This window comes from Kitasatospora sp. NE20-6 (assembly GCF_045862635.1).
The window spans coordinates 1-23592 of record NZ_BPRL01000065.1 but is presented as its reverse complement, the minus strand read 5'-3'; the positions used below and the strand labels follow the sequence as shown (position 1 = coordinate 23592).

Genomic DNA, 23592 nt, shown 5'->3' with positions numbered 1-23592 from the left:
TACGGACCACCCCGGGAAGGCCGCCATGACCACCACCGCCGAGGAGCAGCTCCAGCGGCCGCCCGCCGAGCTGCGGTACGCCGAGGAGCTGGCGGCGCTGCGCGCGGAGGACCGCGACCACCGCCCACCGGGCTGGGAGCTGAGCCTGCGCGCGGCCCGGCGGTTCATCGTCGGCGACGAGGCGACCGGAACCACCCGCAAGTTCGTCGGCGATCCGGCACTGGTCGAGCGCGCCCTGGTGACCCTCGCCACCAACCGCGGCCTGCTGCTGGTCGGCGAGCCCGGCACCGCCAAGTCGCTGCTGTCGGAGCTGATCGCGGCAGCGGTCAGCGGCACCTCCCGGCTGACCGTGCAGGGCGGCGCCGCGACCACCGAGGACCAGATCAAGTACTCCTGGAACTACGCCCTGCTGGTCTCCGAGGGCCCCTCGACCCGCTCGCTGGTGCCCGCGCCGATGCTGCGCGGCATGGCCGAGGGCCGGGTCGTCCGGTTCGAGGAGATCACCCGCTGCCCGCTGGAGGTGCAGGACTCGCTGCTGTCCCTGCTCTCCGAACGGGTGGTCGCCGTCCCCGAGCTGGACGGGCCCGAGGGCATGGTCTTCGCCAGGCAGGGCTTCAACGTGATCGCCACCGCCAACACCCGCGACCGCGGCGTGAACGAGATGAGTTCGGCGCTCAAGCGCAGGTTCAACTTCGAGACGGTCTTCCCGATCCCCGACCTGGACACCGAACTCGCCCTGGTCGAGGCCGAGTCCGGGCACCTGCTGCGCCGCTCGGGGGTGACCGCGGCGCCCGACCGGGACCTGCTGGAGGTCCTGGTCACCGCCTTCCGCGAGCTGCGGGCGGCCGAGGGCGGCGACCGCCCGTCCGCGGTGATGAGCACCGCCGAGGCGGTATCGGTCGCCCACACGGTCGGGCTGCGCGGCTGGTACCTGCGCGGCGAGCCCGGCAACGCGGCCGACCTGGTCTCCAGCCTGGCCGGCACCGCCGCCAAGGACAGCCCGGAGGACCTGGCCCGGCTGCGCCGCTACCTGGAGCAGCGGGTGCCGCGGCGGCGCGGCCCGCACTGGCAGGCCGTGCACGACGCCCGCCACCTGCTGGCCGGCTGATGCCCGCGGTCTTCCTCGGGGTCCGCCACCACTCACCCGCCTGCGCCCGCCTGGTGGCGGACACCGTCCGGCGGCTGCGGCCCGCGTACGTGCTGGTCGAGGGCCCGGCCGACCTCAACGGGCGGCTGGACGAGCTGGCCCTCGGCCACGAGCTGCCGATCGCCGTGTTCAGCCACTACCGCGACGCCGAGCGCACCGCCACCACCTGGGCGCCGCTGTGCGACCACTCGCCCGAGTGGGTGGCGCTGCGGGAGGGCCGGGCGGCCGGCGCGGAGGTGCTGTTCGTCGACCTTCCGTCCTGGCACCCGGCGTTCGAGTTCCGCGCCAACCGGTACGCCGACGCGGAGGCCCGGTACGCCGAGGCCACCGCCCGGCTGTGCGAGCGGTTCGGCACCGGGTCGGTGGACTCCCTGTGGGACGGCCTGTTCGAGGTGGCCCCGGCGGACGGGCTGGCCGAGCGCCTGGACGCCTACTTCGACCTGGTCCGCGGCGACGCCGAGGCGGAGGAGGGTGACCGGGCCCGCGAGGCGTACATGGCCGCGTGGGTCCGCGCCGTCGTCGCCGAGGCGGGGACGGCGACCGTGCTGGTGGTCACCGGCGGCTTCCACACGCCCGCCCTGCGCGCCCTCGCCGCGCAGCCCGCCGAGGTGCCCGGCCGGCCGGCGCTGCCCGAGCCGCCGTCCGGCGCCGTCTCGGGCAGCTACCTGGTGCCGTACTCGTTCCGGCAGCTCGACGCGTTCGCCGGGTACCAGTCCGGGATGCCCTCGCCCGCCTACTACCAGCGGCTGTGGGAGGACGGCCCCGAGGCCGCCGCCGACCATCTGCGGAGGTCCGTGGTCGCCCGGCTGCGCCGGCGCCGCCACCCGGTCTCCACCGCCGATCTGGTCGCCGCCGCCGCGCTCACCGGCGGCCTTGCCGCCCTGCGCGGCCACCCCGTGCCGTCCCGCACCGACGTGCTCGACGGCCTGGTCGGCGCGCTGGTCAAGGACGACCTGACCCAGCCGCTGCCCTGGTCCGAACGCGCCCCGCTGGCGCCGGGCAGTCACCCGGTGGTGGTCGAGATGGTCGCCGCCGGCAGCGGCGTCCGCACCGGGCGGCTGCACCCCGACACGCCCGCCCCGCCGCTGGTCCACGACGCCGGCGCCCGGCTCGCCGCGATCGGCGCCACCGGCACCCGTCCGCTGACCTGCGACCTCACCACCGAGGACGGCCTGACGGCGAGCCGGACCCTGCACCGGCTGCGCGTCCTCGCCGTGCCCGGCCGCCACCGCACCGCCGGACCCGCCCACGGCGCCGACCCGGTCACCACCGAACGCTGGGAAGCCGGACCGGAGAGCGGCCGCGACGCCGCCCTGATCGAGGCCGGCGCGTACGGCGCCACCCTCGACGAGGCCGCCGTCACCGTCCTCGCCGAACGCGCCCGCACCACCGGATCCGCCGACGCCGGGCTCGCCGACCTGCTGTTCGACACCGTGCTGTGCGGCGCCACCGCCCTGACCGACCGCCTGCTGACCACGCTCACCGCCACCGTCGCCCGCCACCCCGACCCGGGCGCGCTCGGCGCCGTCCTCGCCACCGCGCTCGGCCTGTGGCGGCACGACCGCGTGTACGGCACCGCCCGCAGCCCGCTGCTCGCGGCGCTCCTGGACGGCGCCGTCAGCCGGATCCTGTGGCTGGTCGAGGGCGCCCACGGCCGCTCTGGCGCCGACCCGGCCCGGCTCGCCGCCCTCGCCGCCGTCCGCGACGCGGTCCGTCACGCCCCCGAGCAGCTCACCACCGCCCCGGCGGACACCGCCGCCCTCGCCCTCCGCATCACCCGCGACCGCCACGCCCCCGCCGACCTCCGCGGCGCCGCCCACGGCCTCCACCTCACCCTCACCGCACCCGAACCCGAACCCACAGCCGCACCCGCACCCGCAGCCGCACCCGCAGCCATCGTCGCAGCCTCCGTCGGCCTGAACGCCGCGGGCGACCCGCACACCCCCTCCGGCCCCCGGCCCACCGGGGCCCTGGGCGCTCTCGACCTCCCCACCGCCGCCCTGAACGCCGCAGGCGACCCCCGCTCGCTCGGCGACTGGCTGGGCGGCCTGTTCGCCCTCGCCCGCGAGGAGGTCACCGCCGACTCCGGCGACGGCTCGCTGCTGGCCGCCCTGGACTCCGTCCTCGCCGAGCTCACCGACGCCGAGTTCCTGATCGCCCTCCCGGCCCTGCGCCAGGCGTTCGCCTGGTTCCCGCCGCGCGAGCGCGAGCGGATCGCCCGCCGGCTGATCGAGCGCCGCGGTGTGCGCGGCTCCGGCCGAGGCCTGCTCCGCACCACCGCCGACCCCCTGCACCTGGCCGCCGCCCGCGCCCTGGAGGAGAACGTGACCGCCCTGCTCGACCGCCACGGCCTGCGGAGCGCCCGGTGACCCCGCCCGACCCGGCCCCCGGACCCGACCTGGCCCCCGACCCCGCCCCGGGCCCTGCATCCGGCCCCGGCCCGGACCCCGCCCTGGAGCGCTGGCGCCTGGTGCTCGGTTCCCCCGCCGAGCCGTGGACCGGCTGCCCGAGCGCCGACGGCGCCGCCCGCGACGCCGCCCTCGAATGGTTGTACGGCCGCGACCAGGACCTCGACCGCCGCGGTGTCCGGAGCGCCGGAGCGGGGCCGTCCCGGGTGACCGCCGTCGACTGGCTGGACGACATCCACCGCCTCTTCCCCCGCGAGACGATCGAGCGGCTGGAGCGCGACGCGGTCGAGCAGTACGGCATCGACGAGATCGTCACCGACCCGACGGTGCTGGAACGGATCGAGCCGAACCCCGCCCTGCTGCGCGCGGTGCTCCGCACCAAGCACCTGATGAACGAGCAGCTGCTCGGCCAGGCGCGCCGGATCGTGGCCGCGGTGGTGCGGCAGCTGATGGAGCGGCTCACCCCGGAACTGCGCCAGGCGTTCACCGGTGCCCGGTCGACGCGCCCGAGCCGGCGGGCGCTGGCCCGCGACTTCGACTTCCGCCGGACCGTCCGGGCCAACCTCGGACGTTACCGTCCGGCCGAGCGGCGGATCCTGATCGAGCGCCCGCACTTCCACTCCCGCAGGCGCCGGCACCTGGAGCAGTGGCAGCTGATCCTGCTGGTCGACCAGTCGGGATCGATGGTGGGTTCGGTGATCCACTCCGCGGTGACCGCGGCCTGCCTGTGGAGCCTGCCGGGACTGAAGACCCATCTGGTCGCCTTCGACACCCAGGTGGTGGACCTCACCTCCGACGTGACCGACCCGGTGGAGCTGCTGATGCGGGTCCAGCTCGGCGGCGGCACCGACATCGCCCGCGCGGTCGACTACGCGGCCGGCCTGGTGGAGAACCCGCGGCGCACCATCCTCGCGGTGATCAGCGACTTCTACGAGGGCGGCGACCGGTACCGGCTGCTGCGCACCGTCCGCTCGCTGACCGGGCAGGGCGCCACGGTGCTGGGCCTGGCCGCGCTGGACGAGGAGGCGGCCCCGGCGTACGACCGCGAGCTCGCCGGGCTGCTCGCCGACGCCGGCGCGCACGTGGGGGCGATGACACCGGGGATGCTGGCCGAGTTCGTCGCCGAAAGGCTCGGCCGGTGAGCGCCGGAACCCGCGCCGACCTGCTGGCCCTGGACGCGGAGACGCTGGCCGCCCTCGCCAACCGCGGCCTGGTCAAGCGCGCCGCCCGGGAGGTCGACGCCGGGAACGGGCCGGTGCCCGGCCTCGATCCTGACGGCACGCTGCGCGGCACCTGCCCCGACGGCAGCGCCGTCGCACTGCCGCCCGGCACCGGGCTGGACGGCGGCAGCTGCACCTGCGGCGCGCCCGGCGTGTGCCGCCACCGGATCGCCCTGGTCCTCGCCCACCAGCGCGCCGCCACCGCCGCCACCGACTCCCCCAACACCCCCAACACCCCCCAGGAGCCCGAAACCCCCACCTGGGCCCCCGGCGCACTCGACGACGAGGCGCTGACCGCCGCCGTCGGTGCCCGCGCCGTGGCCGCCGCCCGCCGGACGCTGGAGCGCGGCTACACCGCCCGGCTGCACCACGCGCGCCCGGACGACCCGCAGCCGGTCGCCGAACTCGCCGCCTGCACGGTCCGGTTCCCCGTCCCCGGCGAGCTGGGCTTCGCGGTCACCGACGCCGCGCAGGACCGCCGCGGCGAGATGATCGCCCTCGCGGTCTGGGCCTTCCGCGCGGCCGACGGCCGACCGACCGTCACCCTCGGCGGCGGCTCCGAACCCGCCCCGGACACTCCGCCGGTCCTGGACGCCGCGCAGCGCGCCGCCCTGGACACCGCGCTCGACCTCACCCGCGAACTGCTGCTCGACGGCGCCGTGCACGCCGGGCCGGTCCTCACCGCCGCCTTCCACCGGGTCCGTGACGAGCTCACCGCGCAGTCCCTGCACTGGCCGGCCGGTCTGGTCACCGACCTGATCGGCCAGCTCGACGCGTACACGGCCCGGGCCGCCGGCCACCGGCCCGAGGAAGCCGCCCTGCTCCTGGCCGAGCTGCACGCCCGCCACCGCGCCGCCGCGCACCCCGGGGCGTCACCGTCCGAGGTGCTGGGCGTCCGGGAAGCCGCCGAGACGCCGCTGCGCCGGGTCCGCCTCACCGCGCTGGGCTGCCGGGTACGCAGCACCGCGACGGCCCGCTCCGCCGAGGTCTACCTCGCCCACCCCGCCGCCGGAACCGTCCTGGTGCTGCGCCGCAGCTGGGACGTGCCCGCGGACGGCCGTCCGCCCACGGGGCACACGCTGGGCGCCCGCCGGATCGCCGGCCACCGCCTGGAGGCCCTCGCCACCGGCAACGTGGTCAGCGAGAGCGCCGTACGCAGCGCCGCCCGCGAACTGGGCCTCGGCCGCGGGCGGATCGCCGCCACCACCGTCTCCCCGGTCGGCACCTCGTGGACCGACCTGCCCGCCCCGCTGCTGCTCACCGACCTGAACGCCCGGCTGCGCGGACCGGAGGGCCGCCCGCCGCGGCTGATCCGGCCGCGGATCGCCGCCGAGTCCGTGCACGTGGTGGAGCTCTCCGCCGTCGAGGACGTCCGCTACGACGCGGCCGAGCAGCGTCTGGAGGCCACCGTCCGGGACGCCGCCGGCAACCCGGCCACCCTCGCCGGCACCTACGACCCGGCCTGTCCCGGCGCCCTCGACGCGCTCGCCGCGGCTCTCGCCTCGGGCACCGTCACCCACGTCAGCGCCACCGTCGGACGCCTCGCCGGCCGTACCGTGCTGGATCCCGTCGCGCTGCTCGCGGGCGGCACCGTGGTCGTCCCCGACCTCGCGCCCGGCGGCGGCTCCGGCGCCCTCGCACCCGCCGCCGCAGCGCCGTCGGCCGATCCGGTCGCCGACGGCCTCGCCGAGGCGCTCGCCGCGCTGGCCGACACCACCCACCGCGGACTGCGCCACCCGGACGGGCCCTCCCTCGCCCGCCTGGAGCGCACCGCCGACCGGCTGGGCCGCGAGGGCCTGGCCACCACCGCCGAACTGCTGCGCGCCCTCGCCCACGCGCTGCGCAGCGGCGACCCGGAGGCCGCCGTCCGCGGCTGGGCGGACGCCGCCGTCCGGGTTGCCGTCGCGGCCGAGGCGCACCGGGAGGCCGTCCGCCACGGCTGACGGCCCGGCACGATGCGATCGGCGGGCTCCGGGATCGTGGTGCGGCGGCACCGGCCACGGATCACGCCCTCGGTTCCGGGCTCGCGCATCAGCCGCTCGACCGTGCGGCGCGTCACCGTCACCACGTGCCCGGCCGGATGCCCTTCCACGGCCGGTAGCTCCGCCCTGACGTTGTGTCATGGAGATGGCACGGGTGGACCGTTCGGATCCCGGCGTGATCGACCTGGTCCTCGGAGAACCGGAGACCGACACCGCCGCCCTGCACCGGGAACTGCACGAGGCCGTCGCCCCCGCCGTCCCGGTGCACCTGTTGGTCCGGCACCACCAGCGGCCCGAGCCTCCGCCCCCGGACGACCGCCCCGCGCTCGAAAATCGAGTGGGGCTCGATCGGCCACGGCGGCTCGACCGGCGGCGGAGGCGGCAGCTGAGATCCGGCTGCACACCGACCCGCCTCCAGGCCGGTCGAACAGGCGAGCCGGTCACCCCGAAGCGCCGACGTCGGCAACCGAGCGGCCCGCCCTCACCCGGACGAAGGACCGCCCCGGAGGCGTCTGCGCTGCCCACCGACCGCTCGACGGCCTCGCCGTCGGACCGGCCTTGCGCTGCCGGACGGTGACTTCCCGTCAGCGGAGAGGGGTGAGGTCGCCGAACCGTGCGGCGGGGCGAGGGCGGGGCGAGGGGCGGGCCGCGCGAAACCCCTTGCGCAATGGTCAAGAATCGTTGACCATTGCTCGCATGCCTACCGACGATCTTCCCGAGACGTTTCACGTCACCACCGACGAACAGCTGCGCGCCGTCTCCAACCTGACGCGTCACCGGATCATGGCCGTGCTCCGCTTCGAGCCCGCGACGATCACCCAGATCGCCGAGCGGGTGGGCCTCGCGAAGGGGAGCTCCAGCTATCACGTACGGCTGCTGGAGCGGGCCGGCCTGGTGAAGGTGGTACGGACACGGAAGGTGCGGGGTGTCACCGAGCGGTACTACGCGATGGCCGCGCGGGCGATCGTGCTGCCGGATCCGGGCGAGGGAGGGCCGGACGTGCTGATGCGCCATGCGGTGGCGGACCTGGAGGCGTCGCCGGTGGACGGCGAGCGGCACGTACGGATGGCGCATCTGCGGCTCACCGAGGAGCAGTTCGCGGAGCTGGGTGCGCGACTGGAGGCGCTGGCGGACGAGTACCGGGAGCTGTCCGATCCGTCGCTGCCGGACGCGTCGCTCGTCTTCGCCCTGTTCCACCCCGCACCGCGCGAGCAGGCCGAGGAGGGCACCAAGTGACGTCGGACATCCGGAAGCTGCCGACCGGGTTCGGACGGCTGTGGACCGCGCAGACGGTGTCCTCGCTCGGTGACGGGGTGACACATGCCGCGCTGCCGCTGCTCGCACTGACGCTGACGCGGGATCCGATGGCGCTCGCCGTCGTCACGGCCGCCGGAACACTGCCGTGGCTGCTCCTCGGGGTGCTCGGCGGTGCGCTGGTGGACCGCTGGGACCGCCGGCGCACGATGTGGGTCGCGGACACGGCACGTGCGGCGCTGCTCGCGATACCCGCGGCGGCGGCCGCGCTCGACGTGCTGAGCATCCCGCTGCTCGCAGCCACCGCCTTCCTCCTCGGCCTCGGCGGACTCTTCTTCGACACGGCCGCCACGGCCTACCTGCCGGATCTGCTCCGCCGCGACCCCGCACTCCTGGAGCGCGCCAACTCCCGCCTGCGCGGCGCCCAGACCGCCATGTCCGGCTTCGCGGGGCCGCCTGCAGGCAGTGCGCTGCTCGCGCTCGGGCGGGCGGTCCCGCTGCTCGCCGACGCGGTGTCGTTCCTGCTCTCCGCACTGCTCGTCCGTACGCTGCCCGCCATGCCCCGGCCCGTGCCGGAGGCCCGCGAATCACTGCTCCGGCAGGCACGGGCCGGCGCCTCGTACGTCTTCCGGGACCAGGTGCTGCTCGGGCTCGCACTCCGCCCGGCGGTCGGGAACATCGCCTTCCTCGCCGTGGAGACCGTCCTCGCCCTCTTCGCGCACGACCGCCTCGGCATCGACACCTACGGCTTCGGTCTGCTCCTCACCGCGGAGGCCACCGGCGGCCTGCTCGGCGCAGGCATCGCCTCCCACCTCGGCCGACGTCTCGGCACCGGCACCGCACTGACCTGCACGGCCGCCGTCGAAGGGCTCGCCATCCTGGGCCTGGCCGCCGCTCCGAACCCGTACGCGGCCGGGCTCGCGCTCGCCGTCTGCGGGGCCGGCATGGGCGCCACGATGGTGCTCGCGCCCTCCCTCCGACAGGCGATCGTCCCCGCCCACCTCATGGGCCGGGTCGCCTCCACCTCCCGCATGCTGGCCATGTGCGCCGCCCCTGTCGGGGCCTTCCTCGGCGGCTGGCTGGCCACCACCTACGACATCCGCACCCCGCTCTACGCCGCCGCCGTCCTCCTCCTGACGATGACGGCCGTCACGGCATCCATGACCAGCAACCGCCGGGTCGAAGCGGCGCTGCGGGCCGCCGCCCCGGCCGACGGCCCGGACCACCGCCCGGCATCCAAGGACCCCGCCCAGGAGAATGCACCCGACCTGGTGTGACACCCTGCCGCGAAGACCTCGCACCACCTCGGGCACCAGGCCCCGCGGGACACAACGAGCGGCCGGGCCGGCCGGGTGCACCGGCCGTCAATCCTCGTCGTCCCCCGAGGCGTCCGGCCCCCGGAAGCGCGCAGGCCCTGCCCGGGGCCGTCGGCTTCGATGCTGAACAGGCAGCGGCCCAGCAAGTTGACGTGCCGGTCCTCCTGGCCCTCCTGGCCTTCCGGGCTTTCCCGGGTACGTCTGTCGGATCTGGCCGAGGCCGCCGTGGCAGATCGCGCGGGCCGACCGGTGGCGGGACTCCTGCACGGTGAGCTGCCGGTTCATCAGGCGCCGGCAGGTGCCGTCGACCGGGTCGACCAGGGCGAGCATTCTGACCATGTGAACCGGTAGGCCACGCCTTGCACAGGCCGGACGACCGAAGTGATGAACAGGCGCTGGATCTCGTTGCAGGTGAGCGGGATCAGCCTGTCGGGGGCGGGATGGCGGCCGTGTTCCTCGGCGCGGACGACGGCGAGGAACGCGTGGGCGAGCATGGCCAGGGCGACCCATTGGAACCAGGACACGTAGCGGCGGACCTGGTGTTCGTCCAGTCCAGCCAGGCCCTTTCCGGCCTGGAAGGTCTCTTCCACCCGCCATCTTGACCCGGCCACGCGCACCGACGTGGCCAGGGCGTCCGCGCGGAACCTGCCTGCCTGAGCGGTGAATTCGTGGTTACAGGCCACCGCGAGGACGTAGCCGGTACCGCGTCCCTCCAAGGCCGCACGCCGCCGGCCACCCAGCGGGCGTGGTGGCCGGCGTCAAGGAATCGGGCGATCATGCGGGCGTCCTCGTCTTCGTGGAGGTGTTCGACCATGTAGTCGCACAGGTCGTCGCGGACGATGTCGGCGTCCCTTTTGGCGCGGTTCAGCAGGTGCTGCATGCCGTCTGGGATCGCGTCCCCAGCTCACCGAGAGCAGGCCGAGCACCAACCGTCTTATCCGGCAGCGGGGTTCGACCCTGGCGAATCGGCCCGCGATCCGGTCCACCAGGACCTCGAATGCGCCCTGCCGGCGGGCAGGGTCCACGGTGTGACCTGCGGCCACCACACGATCGTTCGTCTTCGCACGCCGATGATCAACGGTGGCCGCACCTGTGCCGGCACGGCCCCGCCAGCGTGATCAGAATCCACCGCTGGAGTATTTAGTGCAGAAAGATTCCGGCGAGGCGTGGCAGGCGGCGGCGCATCTCATCGTCGTCGGCGACGTCCCACCGAGTTCCGGTCGGCTCGGTCATGGCGCTGAGCGGGCCGGCTTCCGGGGAAGCCTCCAGCGCCTCGTTGAACCCGTCCGGTTCACCGGTGAGACGTTGATAGGCCCGGTGGGCCGCCTGGTTGAAGTCCTCGTTCCCGATGAGCACGTCCCCGCCGTCCCGCACCGCCGGATGGTGAGCGAGAGAGTCCGGATCCGCGAGTGCGCGCTCGTACCAGTGTCGGCCGAGCGAGATGAGGCCGTCGCGGAAGTCCATGAACGCGTCGTCGGACCACCAGCCTTCGATGAGGAACGCCGCTGCCCACAGGTCGTACCGGTAGGCATGGTCGCGCAGCTGCCACTGGCGCAGGGAGAACTGGATGATCTCGGCAGGCGTGCGGCTCACAAGCCGCTCCTCGCACGCGCGCTCGATCGCATCGCACCGATCGTCGAAGTCCAGTTCCAGCGCGTCAACCTCGGCGCACGCCTCGTCTATCAGGGCCCAGAACTCCTCGATATCCATCACGGCCTGAGTATGCCAGGCGCTTCGAAACCCCCGGCCTGCGGCGCAGCCAGCGCCGGACCAGCACACCGCCGGACAACGACCATGCACCCATGGGGGCGCCCCGGCGCCACCCAAGGGCCGCGTTCAGGGGCGAGCTGATCCGCCGTTGCACCGCTGACCGGAAATTCCCGCAGCGCCAGCGTGATCACGATCTACCGCTGGAGCACTCGTCGTCGGTGGCTGATCAAGGAGGATCCGTGTTCGACACCGGAACGTCCGAGCCGTGGTGACGAGTCGTGCCGACCGGCACGGACACCCCTGCGCGAGGTACCCCACAGGACAGGCCGATGTGTAACTGCACAGGTCACGCCGGTCTTCATACACACCCCAGAAGATCTGCACCCGTCCTTGACGGTCCCTGAGCCCCCCGCACGGAGTGCATTCGGGGCCGCAGACGTGCCGTCGTCCGACCCTCAAGCACGTTGTGTGGGCCGGTCCGTCCCGGGTGGTGAGAAGCAGCTCATCGGTTCATGGACAGCCCTTGCGACCCCAGCCCGGAGAGACCCCGTCATGAAGAAGCCCGTCCTGCTCGCCGTGCCCCTGCTCGCGCTCGCGGCCGGAGGCCTCGCCCCGGCCACCGCGTCCGCCGCGTCCGCCGCGGCGAACGGCATCACCATCACCAGCGCGGTCGTCAACCCGCAAAACTCCAGCTCGGTCATCGTGCGCTTCGACCATGCCTGCACCTCGCTGCTCGGCGTCGGCGTGAGCATGCTGTACGCCCACCAGGACAGCGCGGAGGGCACCAACGGCTTCCGCCCCGTGTGCGACGGACAGACCCACTCCGAGAGCGTGACGGCGATCAGCCAGCGAGGCGGGATCGTGGCGCCCACCTTCGAATCCGGCGAGCCGGCCTACGTCAGCATCACCATCGTCGATCTGAGCCTGCAGCCCGTTGTCAGCACTCCGCAGCCGAACAAGGTCGTCCTCGGGTAGCCGCCCTCCACCGGTCGGAATCGCCTGCGTCCCTCACACGTGACCGGCGGGGTACGTCGGCACGGACTGCATCGTCGGGCGCGCCGCTCCAAGCACGGCGTCCGCGCCGACCGGTCCGGTTCACGGTCCCGGGTGAAGCCGACGGACGACGGCCGTTCCTGGTTTGTGTCATGGGCCCTGGAACCGGGGACACGGAGATTTTCGAAGCCGAGAGCACCTGGACGAGCCTAACCTGGAACCACTCATCGGCTTCCATCCGACGCATGCCGTGGAGCTCATCGCCGGGTGCAACGACCCGATCGATCAGCTCCGAGCGGGAGCCATGACCACTCGTCGAGGTGTGGTTCCTCGCGGATGGTGGGCCGGGCGAGCGTCTGCCTCACCGGTGGCAGGAACCCGTGCCACCTCGTGGTGGCCCCTGGCAACGGCTGCGCGTAGGCGGTGGTCGGCGGTGTTCTTGTTCCGCCGGACGATGCAGCGGCGGATCATGCTGACCGGGGTGGTGGCCTGGATGGTGGTCGGGGTGGTCGGGGTGGCCGGGGTGGCCGGGGTGGCCGGTGCCGTCGGGGCGGAGCGGCACAGGGCGGTGAACCGGGCCTCGGTCCGGTTCGGCCGGAAGCTGTCCGTCGGGGTGCAGGCGATCTCGACGTGGCCGGTCCGGGCCCGGGCTCCGACCGGGTCAGAGCACCTCGACCTGCTCCGGGGTCACACAGTGGACGTACTCACCGACCTCCACGATGTAGCCCTTCGGCGGCTCCAAGGACGTCGTCCACCAGATGTCGGTGACCTTCCCGACCGCTTCCGTCGTCCCGCTCGGGGAGTCCGACTCGATGCGGATTCGGACGCGGGTTCCCTCGGGCAGGTCGCTGCGACAACGGGGCGGCATGTCGGGATGAAGTCTTCCCCGGGAGATCAGGAACTCAGGCCGTAGGCACCAGGGCCTGCCGTCCTCGGTCTCCACCGAGTAGAACGGTACGACGTCGCCGTTGTGCTCGTCCCGTTCGACGCCGCACTCGACGACCACACCGCGGCTGCCCACGATCTCCGGCCCGAGCCGGCCCAGCCCCGGAACGGGCGGATCAGGCGTCGTCAGTTCCACCATCTCGCCGTAGACCAGCGTGGCCTGCTCTGGCCAGGGAGTCTCGTCCAACAGCCATCGTGGCTCGACCGTCATGGGCGCCTCCTGTTCATGGTTCCGATGGACCCGCCACACCATAACGGCGAGGCGATCGGCCGAAGTGGCCTGGTCATGCCCCCTGGGCACGCGCGTGGGCCTTCGGCCACTGTCACGCCGGCCGGATCCACTCGTCCGGCGTCGTGCCACGAGGGTTCTGGTCGTCGGCGGGTTCCGGGTTCCTGGGTGCCGAACCGGTCCGGTAGGCAGTGGCTGCCGGGGCACGACGGCCGCGACCCGGGCGAGCAGATCCGGCAGTGTCCGCGGGGCTGCGTGGCACGCGCTGGACCTGCGGGATCCCGTACGGGTGGAAGCACGCGTGGCCGAGGCCGGCCCCCGGGTCGTCGTCAACGCATCGAGCGGCAGGGCGCACCGGGCGGTCACGGCCGAGGTCCCGGTCCGTCCGGCGACGGCCGCGGCGACGTCCGGCAGCCGTCTGGTCCACGTCTCCGGCGAAGCCGTGTTCTCCGGCGCCCGCGTCCGCTGCTCTGCGGCCCGCCGTGTCTCCTCCCCACCGTCCTCCGTGCCGCCCGTCGGAGGCGTGAAGCAGTCGGTGCCCGAGCTGACCGACCACCACCGGCCTGACGGGCACGTCGGCCACGCCGTGCGCACCGGCTCGTCGAGGTGGGCAGCCTGCTCGGCTTCGGGCACGACCCCGTGCCACCGCTCGCGGAGCGCTTCGGCGAAACCCGCCCGGCTCACGGTCGACGCCGAGCAGCGCGACAGCCCAGTGACGGTGAGGGACGGCGGGCCTGCTGACGGACGGCCGGCAGGTGGTCACCGCTCGGGGAGCTTCCGGGCCGGCCGAGGGGATCGAAACGCTTGCCGGCAGCGTCAGCCGGTCACGGGCGGGACGGATCCGCGAGGACGGCCACAAGGTCATCCAGGATCCCGACGAGCTCCGCGGTCGGGATCTCCGCCACGAAGACCTCGCCCGCATCCTCGGGATGCTCGGTCAGGTGTTCCTTGCGCCAGAACTGCAGGGTGAGGACCGAACGGTCTCCGTCGCCGAAGAGGTACGCCGTCACGTTGTCGGTCGTGGGCCCCCAGGCCAGGGCCCGAAACCGGCTGCGAAGCTCGTAATCGGCTTCGGTCTCGTCGTCGGTCCCGGCACGGAGCGTGAGACGCCGGTGGGTGGCTTCCGGGGACGAGCCGTCGAACGGCAGTGCAAGGCCTCCGTCGGAACGCAGCCGGTCGGCCGTGTCCAGCACGGCGCGGCGGAACTGCCCGACGAACGCCATGTTGTCGTCGCAGGTCAGCCACTTCCCCGCAGCCCACAGGTCCACCCGGCACAGGGAGTGGTCCCATGCCCCGACCTCGACTGCGAACGTGTGCTTGTCTCCCAGAACCACGGTCACGCCGGGACCATCGCAGGCCCGGCCCTTCAGCCGCAAGCAGATATCCTGCGCGGCGGCACCGTCGACACGCCGCTCCTGCCACCGGCAACCCACCCGGCCGGTCACCGGAGGCGGAACCGGTGGTGTCGGTGGCGGCCCCTACCCTGTGCGCGTGAACGATTCCCAGCCCCCGTCCTGCGAACTCCGCCGGTTGTTCGCCGGCGGTGCCGCCGATCACCTCGACCGGTCGACGCTGTTGCCGCCGGGCCGCCTGATCGGCTCCGACGAGGGCGGCGACGCCACGCCGGTGATGTGGATGAGCGAGGGGCCGGCACCCGCCGGGCTGTGGGAGAAGCTCCGCCACGAGCACGCGGGTTGTGGGCTGTGGCCGCTGCTGCTGGCGCCTCTGGGCGACGAGCCGGACTTCCGCCCCTGGGGATCGCAGGAGCTGTATCCGCAGCAGATGTCGTCCCCCGGCCGGCACGATGCCGCCGCCCTGCTGCGCGGCTGGTGGCGACGGGCGGCCACGGACCCGACGGACGATCCGCAGGACGCGCAGGAGCGGCAGGCCATGCTGGCCCCGCTCGGCCCGGCCTGGCCCGGCCTGGCGCCCTCCCCCGCTCTGGAGGAGGATCCGGACACGCTCGCGGACACCACCGCCGCCCGGCTGCTGCGACACCGACCGGAGCTGCGGATCGGCCTCGTACGCGCGGACAGCGGGGCCGAAGCACTGGCCGCCTGTGGATGGAGCGGACCGTGCAACCACGACGAGACCGGGACGATCGCCGCCGTGCTCCGCAGCTGGGAGCAGCGATTCGGCACCCGGGTCGTCAAGGTCGGCTTCGACACCCTGCACCTGAGTGTCGCCGCGCCGCCGACCGACCTGGACGAGGCCCTGCTGGTGGCCGCCGAACACGTGGCGCTGTGCCCCGACATCGTCTTCCAGGGCACCGAGAGCCTGACCGACTACGCGCAGGAACTCATCGACGAGGACTGCTGGTCGTTCTGGTGGGACTGACCACCGGCGGCCGACCTCCGTGCCTGCCTGCTGCGCGCCGTGCAGTGGTTGCCGCGTCCTCGGTGTACCGCCCGTGTCGTCCTCACGGCGGGCGCGCAGTGCGCGGATCGCCCGGTCGTACTCCCGAGCGCGGATCAACTCGGTGGACGTCCGAGCGGGTCAGGTGGCACGCTCCGCTGCGTGAACGCGATTCGGGCCCTGGCCGAGTTCGGCTCCACCGCAGCCATCGGCCCGCTGCGTTGCGGCGCGGTGCTCGGCGACATCGCGGTGGCGCTCGGACCGCCGTGGGACATCGGTCGGGTGAGCAAGCGGCGGCGCTGGCCCCATCTGTTCTCGTACGGAGACGCCGAGCTCTGTGTGTGCCGCTGCCGCCGGGTCACGTCGATCAGCGTGCAGACCTGGCGGGACACCGTCGACCTTCCCGGCCCGGGGACAAGGACATCCGTCACATCCCCAGGGCCTTTCATGCACACGCAGGTCACGGCCGAACTCGGCGCGGCCGGTTGCCGCTTCAGCCCCGTGACGTTCCACCAGCCGCCCGGGCAGCTGGCCCTGCAGGTCGAGTCGACGGGCGTCACCTTCACCTTTCGGACCGGGGCCGGCCCCGAGCCCCTCCTGGACAGCGCCGCCCACTGGATCGGCACCCACGAGTGCGTACCCCCGGAGACCGACGCGCCGGACGACGGCTTCGGCACGTGATCGAGCCCGGCCGACAACGGGCCCAAACAGACGAAGGAGTCTCACCGATGCGGATCTCCGGCTGGATCGATCTCGACGGCCACCCCCGGGGAGTGCCGCTGCGGACGCACGACTACCCGCGCTGGCTCCGCGCATGGCTGCGCATCCCGCTCGTCGACCGGTTCGCCCACCCGCACGTCGTACGCATCAACGCCACGCTCCCCCCGGACCGCGCCGTCATGGCCGCAGCATTCAGCTACCACCCCACGCGAAAGCCGGCCAAACGGCGAACGCTCTACCGCAACCGCCTCATCCGGCGCCCCGATCAGCCGCAGTGACCTGAAGGACCGGCCCGTGTCCGTCCGGGGTTTGCGCAGACGGGTCGGGGAGGAGTACCTCCACTCGTCAGGATCAGGTGGGATCCGGTGGCTGTTGCCGCACCGGCGCACGACGATGCGGTGCTGCCGGTGTTCGAGTCGGACTTCGTCGACGCCGGTGAGTACCGACCGCTACCGACCGGGCGTGCCTGGAGCCGACGTTCGAGGCAGCCGACCTGATGCGTGAGTTCCGCCGGGCGAAGGGCCGGCAGGGCTCCGCGGGCCGGTGCCGAGGCACCCGATCCGGCGGTCAGACCGGGGCGCCCGGCGTGAGCTTCCCGGCATCGCCTGCCCGCCGGAGCAGTGCGGACGTGAACAGGCCCTGGTACGGCTCGAACTGGAACTGCAGCGGTGGAGCCATGTCCCCGAAGGACTCGCCGAACGCGCGCGGCGACCGTGCCGGTCCCAGCAGCACCCGGTCCGCGGTGGCGTCGCCCGCAAGGCCGGGCGCCAGGGCCGCGCACCCCCGAACGCCCGCATGCGGGTCGGTCAGCCAGGCGTGCGTGTCGCCGCCGAGGTGGCCGACGGCGATCAGGACCGTCGCCCGCTCGTGCGGGGAAACGGCGGCCCGGGCCATCGACGTCAACTGCTCCAGCAGCGCCGGACGCTGCGCCGAGGCCGAGGGATGGCGGGCCAGCGATCCGACGGCCGCGGCGGCACAGGTCCTGCGCCCGGCACGTTCCGACGCGAGGTGCGGCAGCGTTCGCCGCAGGAGCGCGGGAGCCAGGTCGAAGCAGGCGAGCGCCGCCTGATCGAGGACGAGTCCGCCCAGGCCCGTGCCGTCCTGCCACATCCGGGCCCGGCCGTCGGCATCGGCCGACAGGTAGTCTTCGGTCCAGGCCCGCAGCTGCGGTGCGCGGTCCCCGACCCGAGTACGGATCTCCTCGGCCCGGTCGCCGAGGTCGGCGGCGATGCCGACCGCGTACAGGTAGGCGAGCATGGCGTCCCGCAGCGAGGGATCGTCGGGCCCCGGCGGCGGATCGTCCAGGAGATCGGCGACAAGCAGCGCGGTGGGCGCCGTGGCGGGCCAGGCCCGGCCCTCGCGGCGCAGCGTCGCCGACCACAGGTGCGTGTACCCGTCGACGAAAGCCTTCGCATCGTCGCCGAGGAGAGCTGCCAGGTGCCGCGGCGTGTCGCAGGCGGGCCCCGAGGCGTGGAACAGTGCGGACCAGTCCACGCCGTCCGTATGATCGACCACAACGGGGATGATGCCACGACACTCCGACAGGACCGCACCGACCCGGCCATGATCGTTCGCCGCGGGACGGCACCGCCTGGGATCCGGTTCGATCTCCGGCCGGAACCACGGGCGGACAATTCCGTGCCGCCCGGCCCCGTTCACCGCCTCGCCGAGCGCCAGGCGGAGGCCCGGTTCGTCGGTGATGTACCGGCCGTCGAGTTCGCAGCCGTGACCGGCCGGCTTCCGGGCCCGCTCCCGGCGGGCAAGCAGGCCGACCGTCGTCGCCCCGTTCGGGTGCCGTTGCCCGGGCAGTGTCCGGGGGACTCGTCAAGGCGGTACCGTGGGATCCCAGTTGCGACGGCCAGGGTTGGAGAGGCAATGAGTGACGAGCCGTGGACCATCGAGCGGATCAGTCGGGCTCTGGGCACACCTGTTCTCACGGCCCGGTTCCTCGGCGAGATCAACCGTGCGCCGGCCGGTGACCTCCTCACGGTCTTCGCCCACTGGCAGGCCGTGGCCGAGAGCCTCCAGGACGGCGCGCGGCGCGGCCGGGACCTCGCGGCCCGGGCCGGAGAACCCGACGGCGGCGAGTGGGCCGACATCACGGACACGGTGAAGGCGGACGCCGAACGGATCCGCCACCGGGCAGCCTGACACCCTCCCTCTCCCCTGCCCCACCCGCGGAGCAAGCCTGTCGGGCGGTCCGGCTAGGGTCTTGGGCATGTCCTACAGGCTCCGGATCACCGCCGACCAGCAGCGCGTCTGGGACTCCCTTCCCCCGCGGGCCGGTGAGGAACTCACGCTCGCTCTCGCACGGGTCTGCGACGATCCGATCGCCACCACCCTCCCCTACGACGGCGACGAGGACGGGGTCCTGCGCGAGATCGTCCTGCCCTCCCTGGTCGTCGTCCTGCTCCTCGTCGACGCCACCAGGAACCTGCACATCATGCAGATCACCTACCTCGGCTGACAGACAGGCTCCTGCCGTACCGCACGAGGGGGGCCGAGCCCACGTGCCGGCGGCCCCGTGGGACGGGCGGTTCACGCGAAGGCCGCTGACGGTCCGTCATGGCGGTCGGTTCCTTCGCGCGTACAGGGCCCCGGCCGCCCTGGTGGGCGGAGCACCGGACCGGGAACCCCGATCCGTGACGGACGTTGACGGCCGCCCGACGTCCGGGGCAGCGCCGACGGGCGCAGGCGGGCGGAGGCCGTCCGGGCACTACGCTGCACGCATGATCGAGCATTCGAACGTACGCCTCGCCGACCTCCTCGACCGCCGTACGGACGGGCACGAGCCCGCACCGGAGGCGGTACTCGCCGCACTGTTCGGGGGCGGGGTGTTCGTTCCCGTCACCGGCACCGGGTCGGTGATGTTCCTCCCCGACGACGAACAGCCGCCCACACTGCTCGGGTTCACCGACGCTGCGCTCGGAACGCAACTGCTGCCGACGGCCGCCGGGATGGTGCACTGCGACGCGGCACGGCTGAGGGACATCCTGGAGAAGACCGGCGTCGCCGTGCTCGGGGTCCGCTCCGGAAACGGGCAGGCGATCTTTCCCGAGCAGGTGCTGCGGGACTGGGCAACCCACGGGCCCGGGGCGGAGATGAAGCTCGAACGGTCCATCGACCCGGTGGCGGTCGCCCTGCGCGACGCGCTGGTTCGGCGGGTCCGCGAGTTCCCCGCCGTCCGCTCGGTCTGGGTGGCTCAGGTCCGGTGGCAGGCCAGCGGCGAGGAACACCTGATGCTGCACGTCGCCGTGGACGAGGACCTGCCCTCGGCCTCCGCCGACCGCCTGATGCAGATCCTGCTCAGCGAGGAGGTGAAGCTCGGCCAGAGGGGTCCGAAGATCGGGATGCTCGCCCTGAACACCACCAGCCATGCCGACACCATCGCCCAACTGGACCGCCAGGGCCTGGACACGGTGCGCCACGACATGGAGTCGGGCCGGATCCAGGTGATCTCCCGCGAGTTCGACGACCCGTCGGTGACCCCGGCGAACGGCACCGTGCCACCGCCCCGGGCCAAACGCCGCTGGTTCGGCCGATCCTGATCCGCTACGACAAAACCCCTGCAAGCTACCTCGCCGGCCTCCACCTCCGAGCCCCAATGATCTGGATCGAAGATCTCACCCGGCCCATCCGTTGATCACGCCTCAATACGGTTCCTAGAACAGCGCCGTCACGCTCTGCTGGATCGCCGCTACGTCTGCCGCGACCGCGGCCGTCGCGTGGACACCGGGGGCGATGAAGCCGAGCCATCGCAGGAGCGTGTTGCGGCGAGGCTCATCCTGGGCGAGTTCCGAGTCGACCCGCTCCACAGCCTCGACAAGCTCCGCCCCGTCCTCGTACTGGTCCTCGTTCTGGCGGAGTCGGTCCAGCAGCAGGCCCACCGCGGTGCGCAGTTCTGCAACGGCCTCCTTGTGCTCGGACGGCGCCAGAGGGCCGGCCGCCGTGGAGTGGCCCACGGCGACCATGCTCCCCTCGATCCGCACGTCCCGGCCCGCCTGGATGCCGCTGACGCTACTTGCCCCATGACCAGACATTGCGTCACCTTTGTTTCACGGGCTGCGGATTATTCCATTGCGGGCCGCCCCCGGCTCGAATGCTGGAACGGTTGACAGAAATATCACGCCCCGCGAACAAACCTGAGTTGTAAATGGTCAACTGCCGCTGGATCAGGTCGCTGGAGTCGATGTTGTGATCCTCCATGAACTCCACCAGGGCGTCCAGCACACGATGTTCGATCGTCTTGGCGTACAGCTCCCGGTCCAGCATCTGGAAATAGCGGTAGTAGAGCTGGTCGCTTGCCGCCTCCCTCAGGCTGAATTCCGAACCGTAGTTGAATTGACGCAAGCGGATCAAGCGCTCCTGGCGGAGCTGCTGATGCTGCTCGGAAACCGGCGAGAAGATGGCTTCGATGATGGAAAATGGGGAACCGATCAGCAGGATCGGTGTGCGCAGGCCCGCTTGTCCGACCAGTCCGCACCACTGTCGGAAGGTGGGGGCATCCAACAGCGAGTCCACGGCCCGGTACTGCTCACGCACGGGCGCAAGCAGACAGCTACTGCCCTCGATGAAAGCAATTTCGCGGCCGGGCAGCAGTGCGCACCTCAGAAAAAGGGTGTTGACCAGCTCGCCGCTCCACCCGGTTGCACGGATCGCCAGATAGGGCCGTGCCCGGCCGTTCCCGTCCTCACGCAGCCCGCGCAGAAGGGCCTCCGAGACCTGCGCCCCCGGCGGTCCGGCGGGGTTGCGGAGCACTTCGGCACGCGTACGGTCGTCGATTCCGAGTGGCAGGTCCGCCCCGTTGACCAGTAGCACGTCGCCGATGTCCATGCCGGGCAGATGGAGGGCCCCGACACGGGAAGATATATGCCCGTAAAGCTCGTGAATCGTAAACGGAATGACCTGCTTTCCCCTCTCGGGGCGCGCCGTGTTCAGAGCGAACGACCACGCGCTGTATGCGCCACCGTGCCCGACGAAGGGCGCAAAGCGCGAGGAGACCACGACGTTGCCCCGGTCGCGGAGTTCGATTGCTTCGAGGCGCGCGGCATCCTGGGCGTTGGGAGGCCGGGGGGCATGGTGCGGGTCGAAGTTGTCCCGCTTCAGCTGCCTGGAGACGATTCCGTAGTGGACCGAGATTAATTCGAAGGCCACTATCGCCCAGGCCACAAGAAAGCCCAGGATCAGGGATCCACCGAAAGTGAACGGTAGAGTGATCAGTATGACGAGCAGAAGGAGTACGAGTACGGCGTCCCGGCGCTTCTGCCGCCTGCGGGCGGCCAAGGCGTGCCGCAGAACGCAGCCGAGATCCACGCCGGGCGAGGATGCCGCGGCGCGACGCGGCTCGTTCACGATCTGATTCACGGCCTTGCGGGCGAGCGCGATATCGGTGTGCATAGCGGCGCACAGGTACCGGGTGACGTCGTAGCGCGTGGGTGGAGGAGGAGCGGGCGGGCCACCGCGTGGCGCGCTCTCAGGTGGGTCGACAGGCAGATTCATTGTTACTGCCTCTGTATTTTCCCGGCAATGACGCCGGCTACGGGCCGAAGAGGATAGGGAGACGGCCTTGGGCAGCTTCGGCGGCTGTCCCTGCAGAGCAGTGGTCGCGAGCCGCTCAGGCGATCTGGTGGTCCGGTGAGCGAACATACCGCAAGAGATTGACATCCGTCCCGTCCACGAAGAGGGGGCGGACGATGAGCGCAGGCTTGTCGTACACCTGCGACGCCCCTCATTTTACTCCGCACGAGATCGAATGCATCAGAAAACTGTCGCTCTGTCACTGAGCGTTTCGCCCCCGTGAAAGGCTCGGGCATGACGGATGGTTACGGAATCCCGCCGGGGCGCGTGCCGGCCGGAGCGAACCCGCCACGACCCTCGTTGCCCGCCCCGACTCTGGACCGTGTCTGAAGCCGTGGCAAAGTCCGGGTGTGCGGCCGGTCGAGTCCCGGTTGATGGCCCCCAGAACTGGCTCGTGCAAGATTTTTCGGGATGCGGTGACGGAGTGTTTCCGGGTCAGGCGAGCAGGACGCGGTGACGCAGGAGACGGCGCCCGGCCCGGCCGAACATCCGGCGCTTCAGCACCTCGATCCGGTTGACGTGCCCTCGACGGCGCCCGAGCTCCAGGGCCGGGTCAGACCGGCCCGAACAGCATCGAGGTCACGGGCCGGGCCGTCGGCGAAGCCACACCAACCGTGGCTACCCGACCCCGCACGAGACCCACCTACGACACGGCCTCGCCGCGCAAGAACGAGTGTCCGAGACCACGGGGAAACGTCGTCCTTCCGGCTCTCGTATCCTCACGGGATGACGACCGAAGAAGGAACCCACCCCACTGTTCTCGTCCAGGTGGGCCACCGCCGAGCCCAGATCGACGAACAGCTCGCGCCGGCGATCGAAGCCTGCTGGCACAGCGGATTCGAGACCTTCACCTGTTGCCAGGATCTGGGCGAGAGCAACACGAGCTGGGTGGAGAAACTGCCGCACATGGCCGAATACGTGGAGTCCCGCCGTGGCTGGATGCTCATCGACTTCCCGATCGACAGCGGCCTCGCCTTCCTCTCGGCCGTCGCGAACGCCGGCCCACGGGACGCCTTCTACGTCCGGATGACCCACTGGGCCGCTCCCGAGGCATGGGACGTCAAGGTCAAGCCCATGGACGCCGCGATGTTCCGTGAGGAGTCGGCATCGCAGTTCGGCTTGCGGCTCCTTCAGGTGAGCTTCCCCGCCCACGACCTGCCGGAGCTGACTCGGCGCCTCCGTGAGCACGCTGCAGGTCGACGCGTGGAGCCCGCGCCGGTCGACTGGAGCACCGTCGGCCGCTGAAGCGCAGCGTCGGCGCACGTCGTTCACCGCGCTCTCGGCTCTTCACCCTACGGTCGATGGACACACCGCGTTGCCGCCCGGACCAGTCAATCGTCGGTGGCAAACGGTCAAGGTCCCATGGCAGAAGGCAGTCGGTGCCGACGACCGTGAACCCGCCAGGGCTGTCCCGTCTCACTCGATCTGGTCCCGGTCTCGAATGATCTGGTCCGATTCACTCGGCGTCTCAGATGATCGGGTCCGTATGGAACGTGCCGTCTGGACTGACCACCGCCCGGGTGGCCGCGCTGTTGTCAGCGGGCGAACTTTTCGATGGCCGCCGGCGTGACAGGGGTGAAGAAGTTGACGAGGTTGCCGTCGGGGTCGCGGAGCAGGAGCGACCGGTTGCCCCAGGGCATCGTGGTGGGCTCGGTCACGAAGTCGGCGACGAGATCGGCCAGGTTCCGGTACACGCCGTCCACGTCGGCGACGAGGAATTCGATGATCACGGTGTT

At 72.3% G+C, this 23592-nt stretch carries 21 protein-coding genes and 3 pseudogenes; 16 read left to right on the top strand and 8 right to left on the bottom strand.

Going from position 1 to position 23592, the window contains the following annotated elements; translation table 11 throughout:
• Window positions 1-25 precede the first annotated feature (25 nt).
• The 6 genes from SNE206_RS32635 to SNE206_RS32610 all read left to right on the top strand — a co-directional run bounded on the left by SNE206_RS32635 (window position 26) and on the right by SNE206_RS32610 (window position 9288).
• A complete protein-coding gene (locus tag SNE206_RS32635; protein ID WP_407917190.1) occupies window positions 26-1108 on the top strand; it encodes an ATP-binding protein in 1083 nt (360 codons plus the stop codon).
• Window positions 1108-3516 (top strand): DUF5682 family protein, encoded by a 2409-nt coding sequence (locus tag SNE206_RS32630; protein WP_407917148.1) that lies wholly within the window; start codon window positions 1108-1110, stop codon window positions 3514-3516. The genes SNE206_RS32635 and SNE206_RS32630 overlap by 1 nt, the downstream gene beginning before the upstream one ends.
• Complete coding sequence (locus SNE206_RS32625; protein WP_407917147.1) at window positions 3513-4697, top strand: VWA domain-containing protein; 1185 nt, start codon at window positions 3513-3515, stop codon at window positions 4695-4697. Before SNE206_RS32630 ends, SNE206_RS32625 begins: the two co-directional genes overlap by 4 nt.
• Complete coding sequence (locus tag SNE206_RS32620) at window positions 4694-6718, top strand: hypothetical protein (protein WP_407917146.1); 2025 nt, start codon at window positions 4694-4696, stop codon at window positions 6716-6718. The genes SNE206_RS32625 and SNE206_RS32620 overlap by 4 nt, the downstream gene beginning before the upstream one ends.
• 735 nt (window positions 6719-7453) lie before the next feature.
• The gene (locus SNE206_RS32615; RefSeq protein WP_407917145.1) at window positions 7454-7993 is read left to right on the top strand and encodes an ArsR/SmtB family transcription factor; all 540 of its coding nucleotides are present in this window, start codon (window positions 7454-7456) and stop codon (window positions 7991-7993) included.
• A complete protein-coding gene (locus SNE206_RS32610) occupies window positions 7990-9288 on the top strand; it encodes an MFS transporter (RefSeq protein WP_407917144.1) in 1299 nt (432 codons plus the stop codon). The genes SNE206_RS32615 and SNE206_RS32610 overlap by 4 nt, the downstream gene beginning before the upstream one ends.
• Before the next feature lie 323 nt (window positions 9289-9611).
• Here the strand turns inward: SNE206_RS32610 and SNE206_RS32605 are convergent.
• Window positions 9612-10313: pseudogene (locus SNE206_RS32605) on the bottom strand (hypothetical protein).
• 154 nt (window positions 10314-10467) lie between these two features.
• Window positions 10468-11037: a DUF4240 domain-containing protein gene (locus SNE206_RS32600; protein WP_407917189.1), complete on the bottom strand. Its 570-nt coding sequence runs from the start codon at window positions 11035-11037 to the stop codon at window positions 10468-10470.
• 552 nt (window positions 11038-11589) lie between these two features.
• Between SNE206_RS32600 and SNE206_RS32595 the strand changes: the two genes are divergently transcribed.
• A complete protein-coding gene (locus tag SNE206_RS32595; RefSeq protein ID WP_407917143.1) occupies window positions 11590-12012 on the top strand; it encodes a hypothetical protein in 423 nt (140 codons plus the stop codon).
• Between the two features lie 163 nt (window positions 12013-12175).
• A pseudogene (locus SNE206_RS32590) lies at window positions 12176-12328 on the top strand (DUF6368 family protein); the annotation flags it as partial.
• 363 nt (window positions 12329-12691) lie between these two features.
• Here SNE206_RS32590 and SNE206_RS32585 read toward each other — a convergent pair.
• The gene (locus SNE206_RS32585) at window positions 12692-13186 is read right to left on the bottom strand and encodes a hypothetical protein (protein WP_407917191.1); all 495 of its coding nucleotides are present in this window, start codon (window positions 13184-13186) and stop codon (window positions 12692-12694) included.
• 842 nt (window positions 13187-14028) lie between these two features.
• Entirely contained in the window at window positions 14029-14544 is a 516-nt protein-coding gene (locus SNE206_RS32580; RefSeq protein WP_407917142.1) for a hypothetical protein, read from the bottom strand.
• A 151-nt stretch (window positions 14545-14695) separates the two neighbouring features.
• Here SNE206_RS32580 and SNE206_RS32575 point away from each other — a divergent pair, with 151 nt between their 5' ends.
• The 3 genes from SNE206_RS32575 to SNE206_RS32565 all read left to right on the top strand — a co-directional run bounded on the left by SNE206_RS32575 (window position 14696) and on the right by SNE206_RS32565 (window position 16557).
• The gene (locus SNE206_RS32575; RefSeq protein ID WP_407917141.1) at window positions 14696-15541 is read left to right on the top strand and encodes a DUF4253 domain-containing protein; all 846 of its coding nucleotides are present in this window, start codon (window positions 14696-14698) and stop codon (window positions 15539-15541) included.
• 180 nt (window positions 15542-15721) lie between these two features.
• Window positions 15722-16240, top strand: a complete 519-nt coding sequence (locus tag SNE206_RS32570) for a hypothetical protein (protein ID WP_407917140.1) — start codon at window positions 15722-15724, stop codon at window positions 16238-16240.
• Between the two features lie 47 nt (window positions 16241-16287).
• Entirely contained in the window at window positions 16288-16557 is a 270-nt protein-coding gene (locus SNE206_RS32565) for a hypothetical protein (RefSeq protein WP_407917139.1), read from the top strand.
• A 289-nt stretch (window positions 16558-16846) separates the two neighbouring features.
• Here the strand turns inward: SNE206_RS32565 and SNE206_RS32560 are convergent, their stop codons facing one another.
• The gene (locus SNE206_RS32560; protein ID WP_407917138.1) at window positions 16847-17794 is read right to left on the bottom strand and encodes a hypothetical protein; all 948 of its coding nucleotides are present in this window, start codon (window positions 17792-17794) and stop codon (window positions 16847-16849) included.
• Window positions 17795-18154: 360 nt separating this feature from the next.
• On the opposite strand from SNE206_RS32560, the gene SNE206_RS32555 reads away from it, so the two are divergent.
• The 3 genes from SNE206_RS32555 to SNE206_RS32545 all read left to right on the top strand — a co-directional run bounded on the left by SNE206_RS32555 (window position 18155) and on the right by SNE206_RS32545 (window position 19827).
• Window positions 18155-18430, top strand: a complete 276-nt coding sequence (locus SNE206_RS32555; RefSeq protein WP_407917137.1) for a hypothetical protein — start codon at window positions 18155-18157, stop codon at window positions 18428-18430.
• 67 nt (window positions 18431-18497) lie between these two features.
• Window positions 18498-18746, top strand: a complete 249-nt coding sequence (locus SNE206_RS32550; protein WP_407917136.1) for a hypothetical protein — start codon at window positions 18498-18500, stop codon at window positions 18744-18746.
• A 262-nt stretch (window positions 18747-19008) separates the two neighbouring features.
• Window positions 19009-19827 carry a hypothetical protein gene (locus SNE206_RS32545; protein ID WP_407917135.1) on the top strand — a complete coding sequence of 273 codons (819 nt, stop codon included), beginning with the start codon at window positions 19009-19011 and terminating at the stop codon, window positions 19825-19827.
• A 114-nt stretch (window positions 19828-19941) separates the two neighbouring features.
• On the opposite strand, the gene SNE206_RS32540 is transcribed toward SNE206_RS32545, so the two are convergent.
• Together SNE206_RS32540 and SNE206_RS32535 are read right to left on the bottom strand one after the other, a co-directional pair.
• Window positions 19942-20319, bottom strand: coding sequence for a hypothetical protein (locus tag SNE206_RS32540; protein ID WP_407917134.1), 378 nt, complete (start codon window positions 20317-20319; stop codon window positions 19942-19944).
• A 4-nt stretch (window positions 20320-20323) separates the two neighbouring features.
• Window positions 20324-21676, bottom strand: a complete 1353-nt coding sequence (locus SNE206_RS32535) for a hypothetical protein (RefSeq protein ID WP_407917133.1) — start codon at window positions 21674-21676, stop codon at window positions 20324-20326.
• Window positions 21677-22075: 399 nt separating this feature from the next.
• On the opposite strand from SNE206_RS32535, the pseudogene SNE206_RS32530 reads away from it, so the two are divergent.
• Window positions 22076-22177, top strand: a pseudogene (locus SNE206_RS32530) (IS5/IS1182 family transposase); the annotation flags it as partial.
• 405 nt (window positions 22178-22582) lie between these two features.
• Window positions 22583-23101 carry a hypothetical protein gene (locus tag SNE206_RS32525; protein WP_407917132.1) on the top strand — a complete coding sequence of 173 codons (519 nt, stop codon included), beginning with the start codon at window positions 22583-22585 and terminating at the stop codon, window positions 23099-23101.
• 290 nt (window positions 23102-23391) lie between these two features.
• Here SNE206_RS32525 and SNE206_RS32520 read toward each other — a convergent pair.
• A partial coding sequence (locus tag SNE206_RS32520) for a VOC family protein (RefSeq protein WP_407917131.1) occupies window positions 23392-23592 on the bottom strand: 201 nt, incomplete at its 5' end.

Coding starts and splice junctions, on each gene's coding strand:
- SNE206_RS32545 (WP_407917135.1), top strand. CDS start 19,009: ATGATCGAGCATTCGAACGTACGCCTCGCCGACCTCCTCGACCGCCGT.
- SNE206_RS32585 (WP_407917191.1), bottom strand. CDS start 13,186: ATGACGGTCGAGCCACGATGGCTGTTGGACGAGACTCCCTGGCCAGAG.
- SNE206_RS32550 (WP_407917136.1), top strand. CDS start 18,498: ATGTCCTACAGGCTCCGGATCACCGCCGACCAGCAGCGCGTCTGGGAC.
- SNE206_RS32525 (WP_407917132.1), top strand. CDS start 22,583: ATGACGACCGAAGAAGGAACCCACCCCACTGTTCTCGTCCAGGTGGGC.
- SNE206_RS32630 (WP_407917148.1), top strand. CDS start 1,108: ATGCCCGCGGTCTTCCTCGGGGTCCGCCACCACTCACCCGCCTGCGCC.
- SNE206_RS32635 (WP_407917190.1), top strand. CDS start 26: ATGACCACCACCGCCGAGGAGCAGCTCCAGCGGCCGCCCGCCGAGCTG.
- SNE206_RS32540 (WP_407917134.1), bottom strand. CDS start 20,319: ATGTCTGGTCATGGGGCAAGTAGCGTCAGCGGCATCCAGGCGGGCCGG.
- SNE206_RS32615 (WP_407917145.1), top strand. CDS start 7,454: ATGCCTACCGACGATCTTCCCGAGACGTTTCACGTCACCACCGACGAA.
- SNE206_RS32565 (WP_407917139.1), top strand. CDS start 16,288: ATGCGGATCTCCGGCTGGATCGATCTCGACGGCCACCCCCGGGGAGTG.
- SNE206_RS32600 (WP_407917189.1), bottom strand. CDS start 11,037: ATGGATATCGAGGAGTTCTGGGCCCTGATAGACGAGGCGTGCGCCGAG.
- SNE206_RS32595 (WP_407917143.1), top strand. CDS start 11,590: ATGAAGAAGCCCGTCCTGCTCGCCGTGCCCCTGCTCGCGCTCGCGGCC.
- SNE206_RS32555 (WP_407917137.1), top strand. CDS start 18,155: ATGAGTGACGAGCCGTGGACCATCGAGCGGATCAGTCGGGCTCTGGGC.
- SNE206_RS32535 (WP_407917133.1), bottom strand. CDS start 21,676: ATGCACACCGATATCGCGCTCGCCCGCAAGGCCGTGAATCAGATCGTG.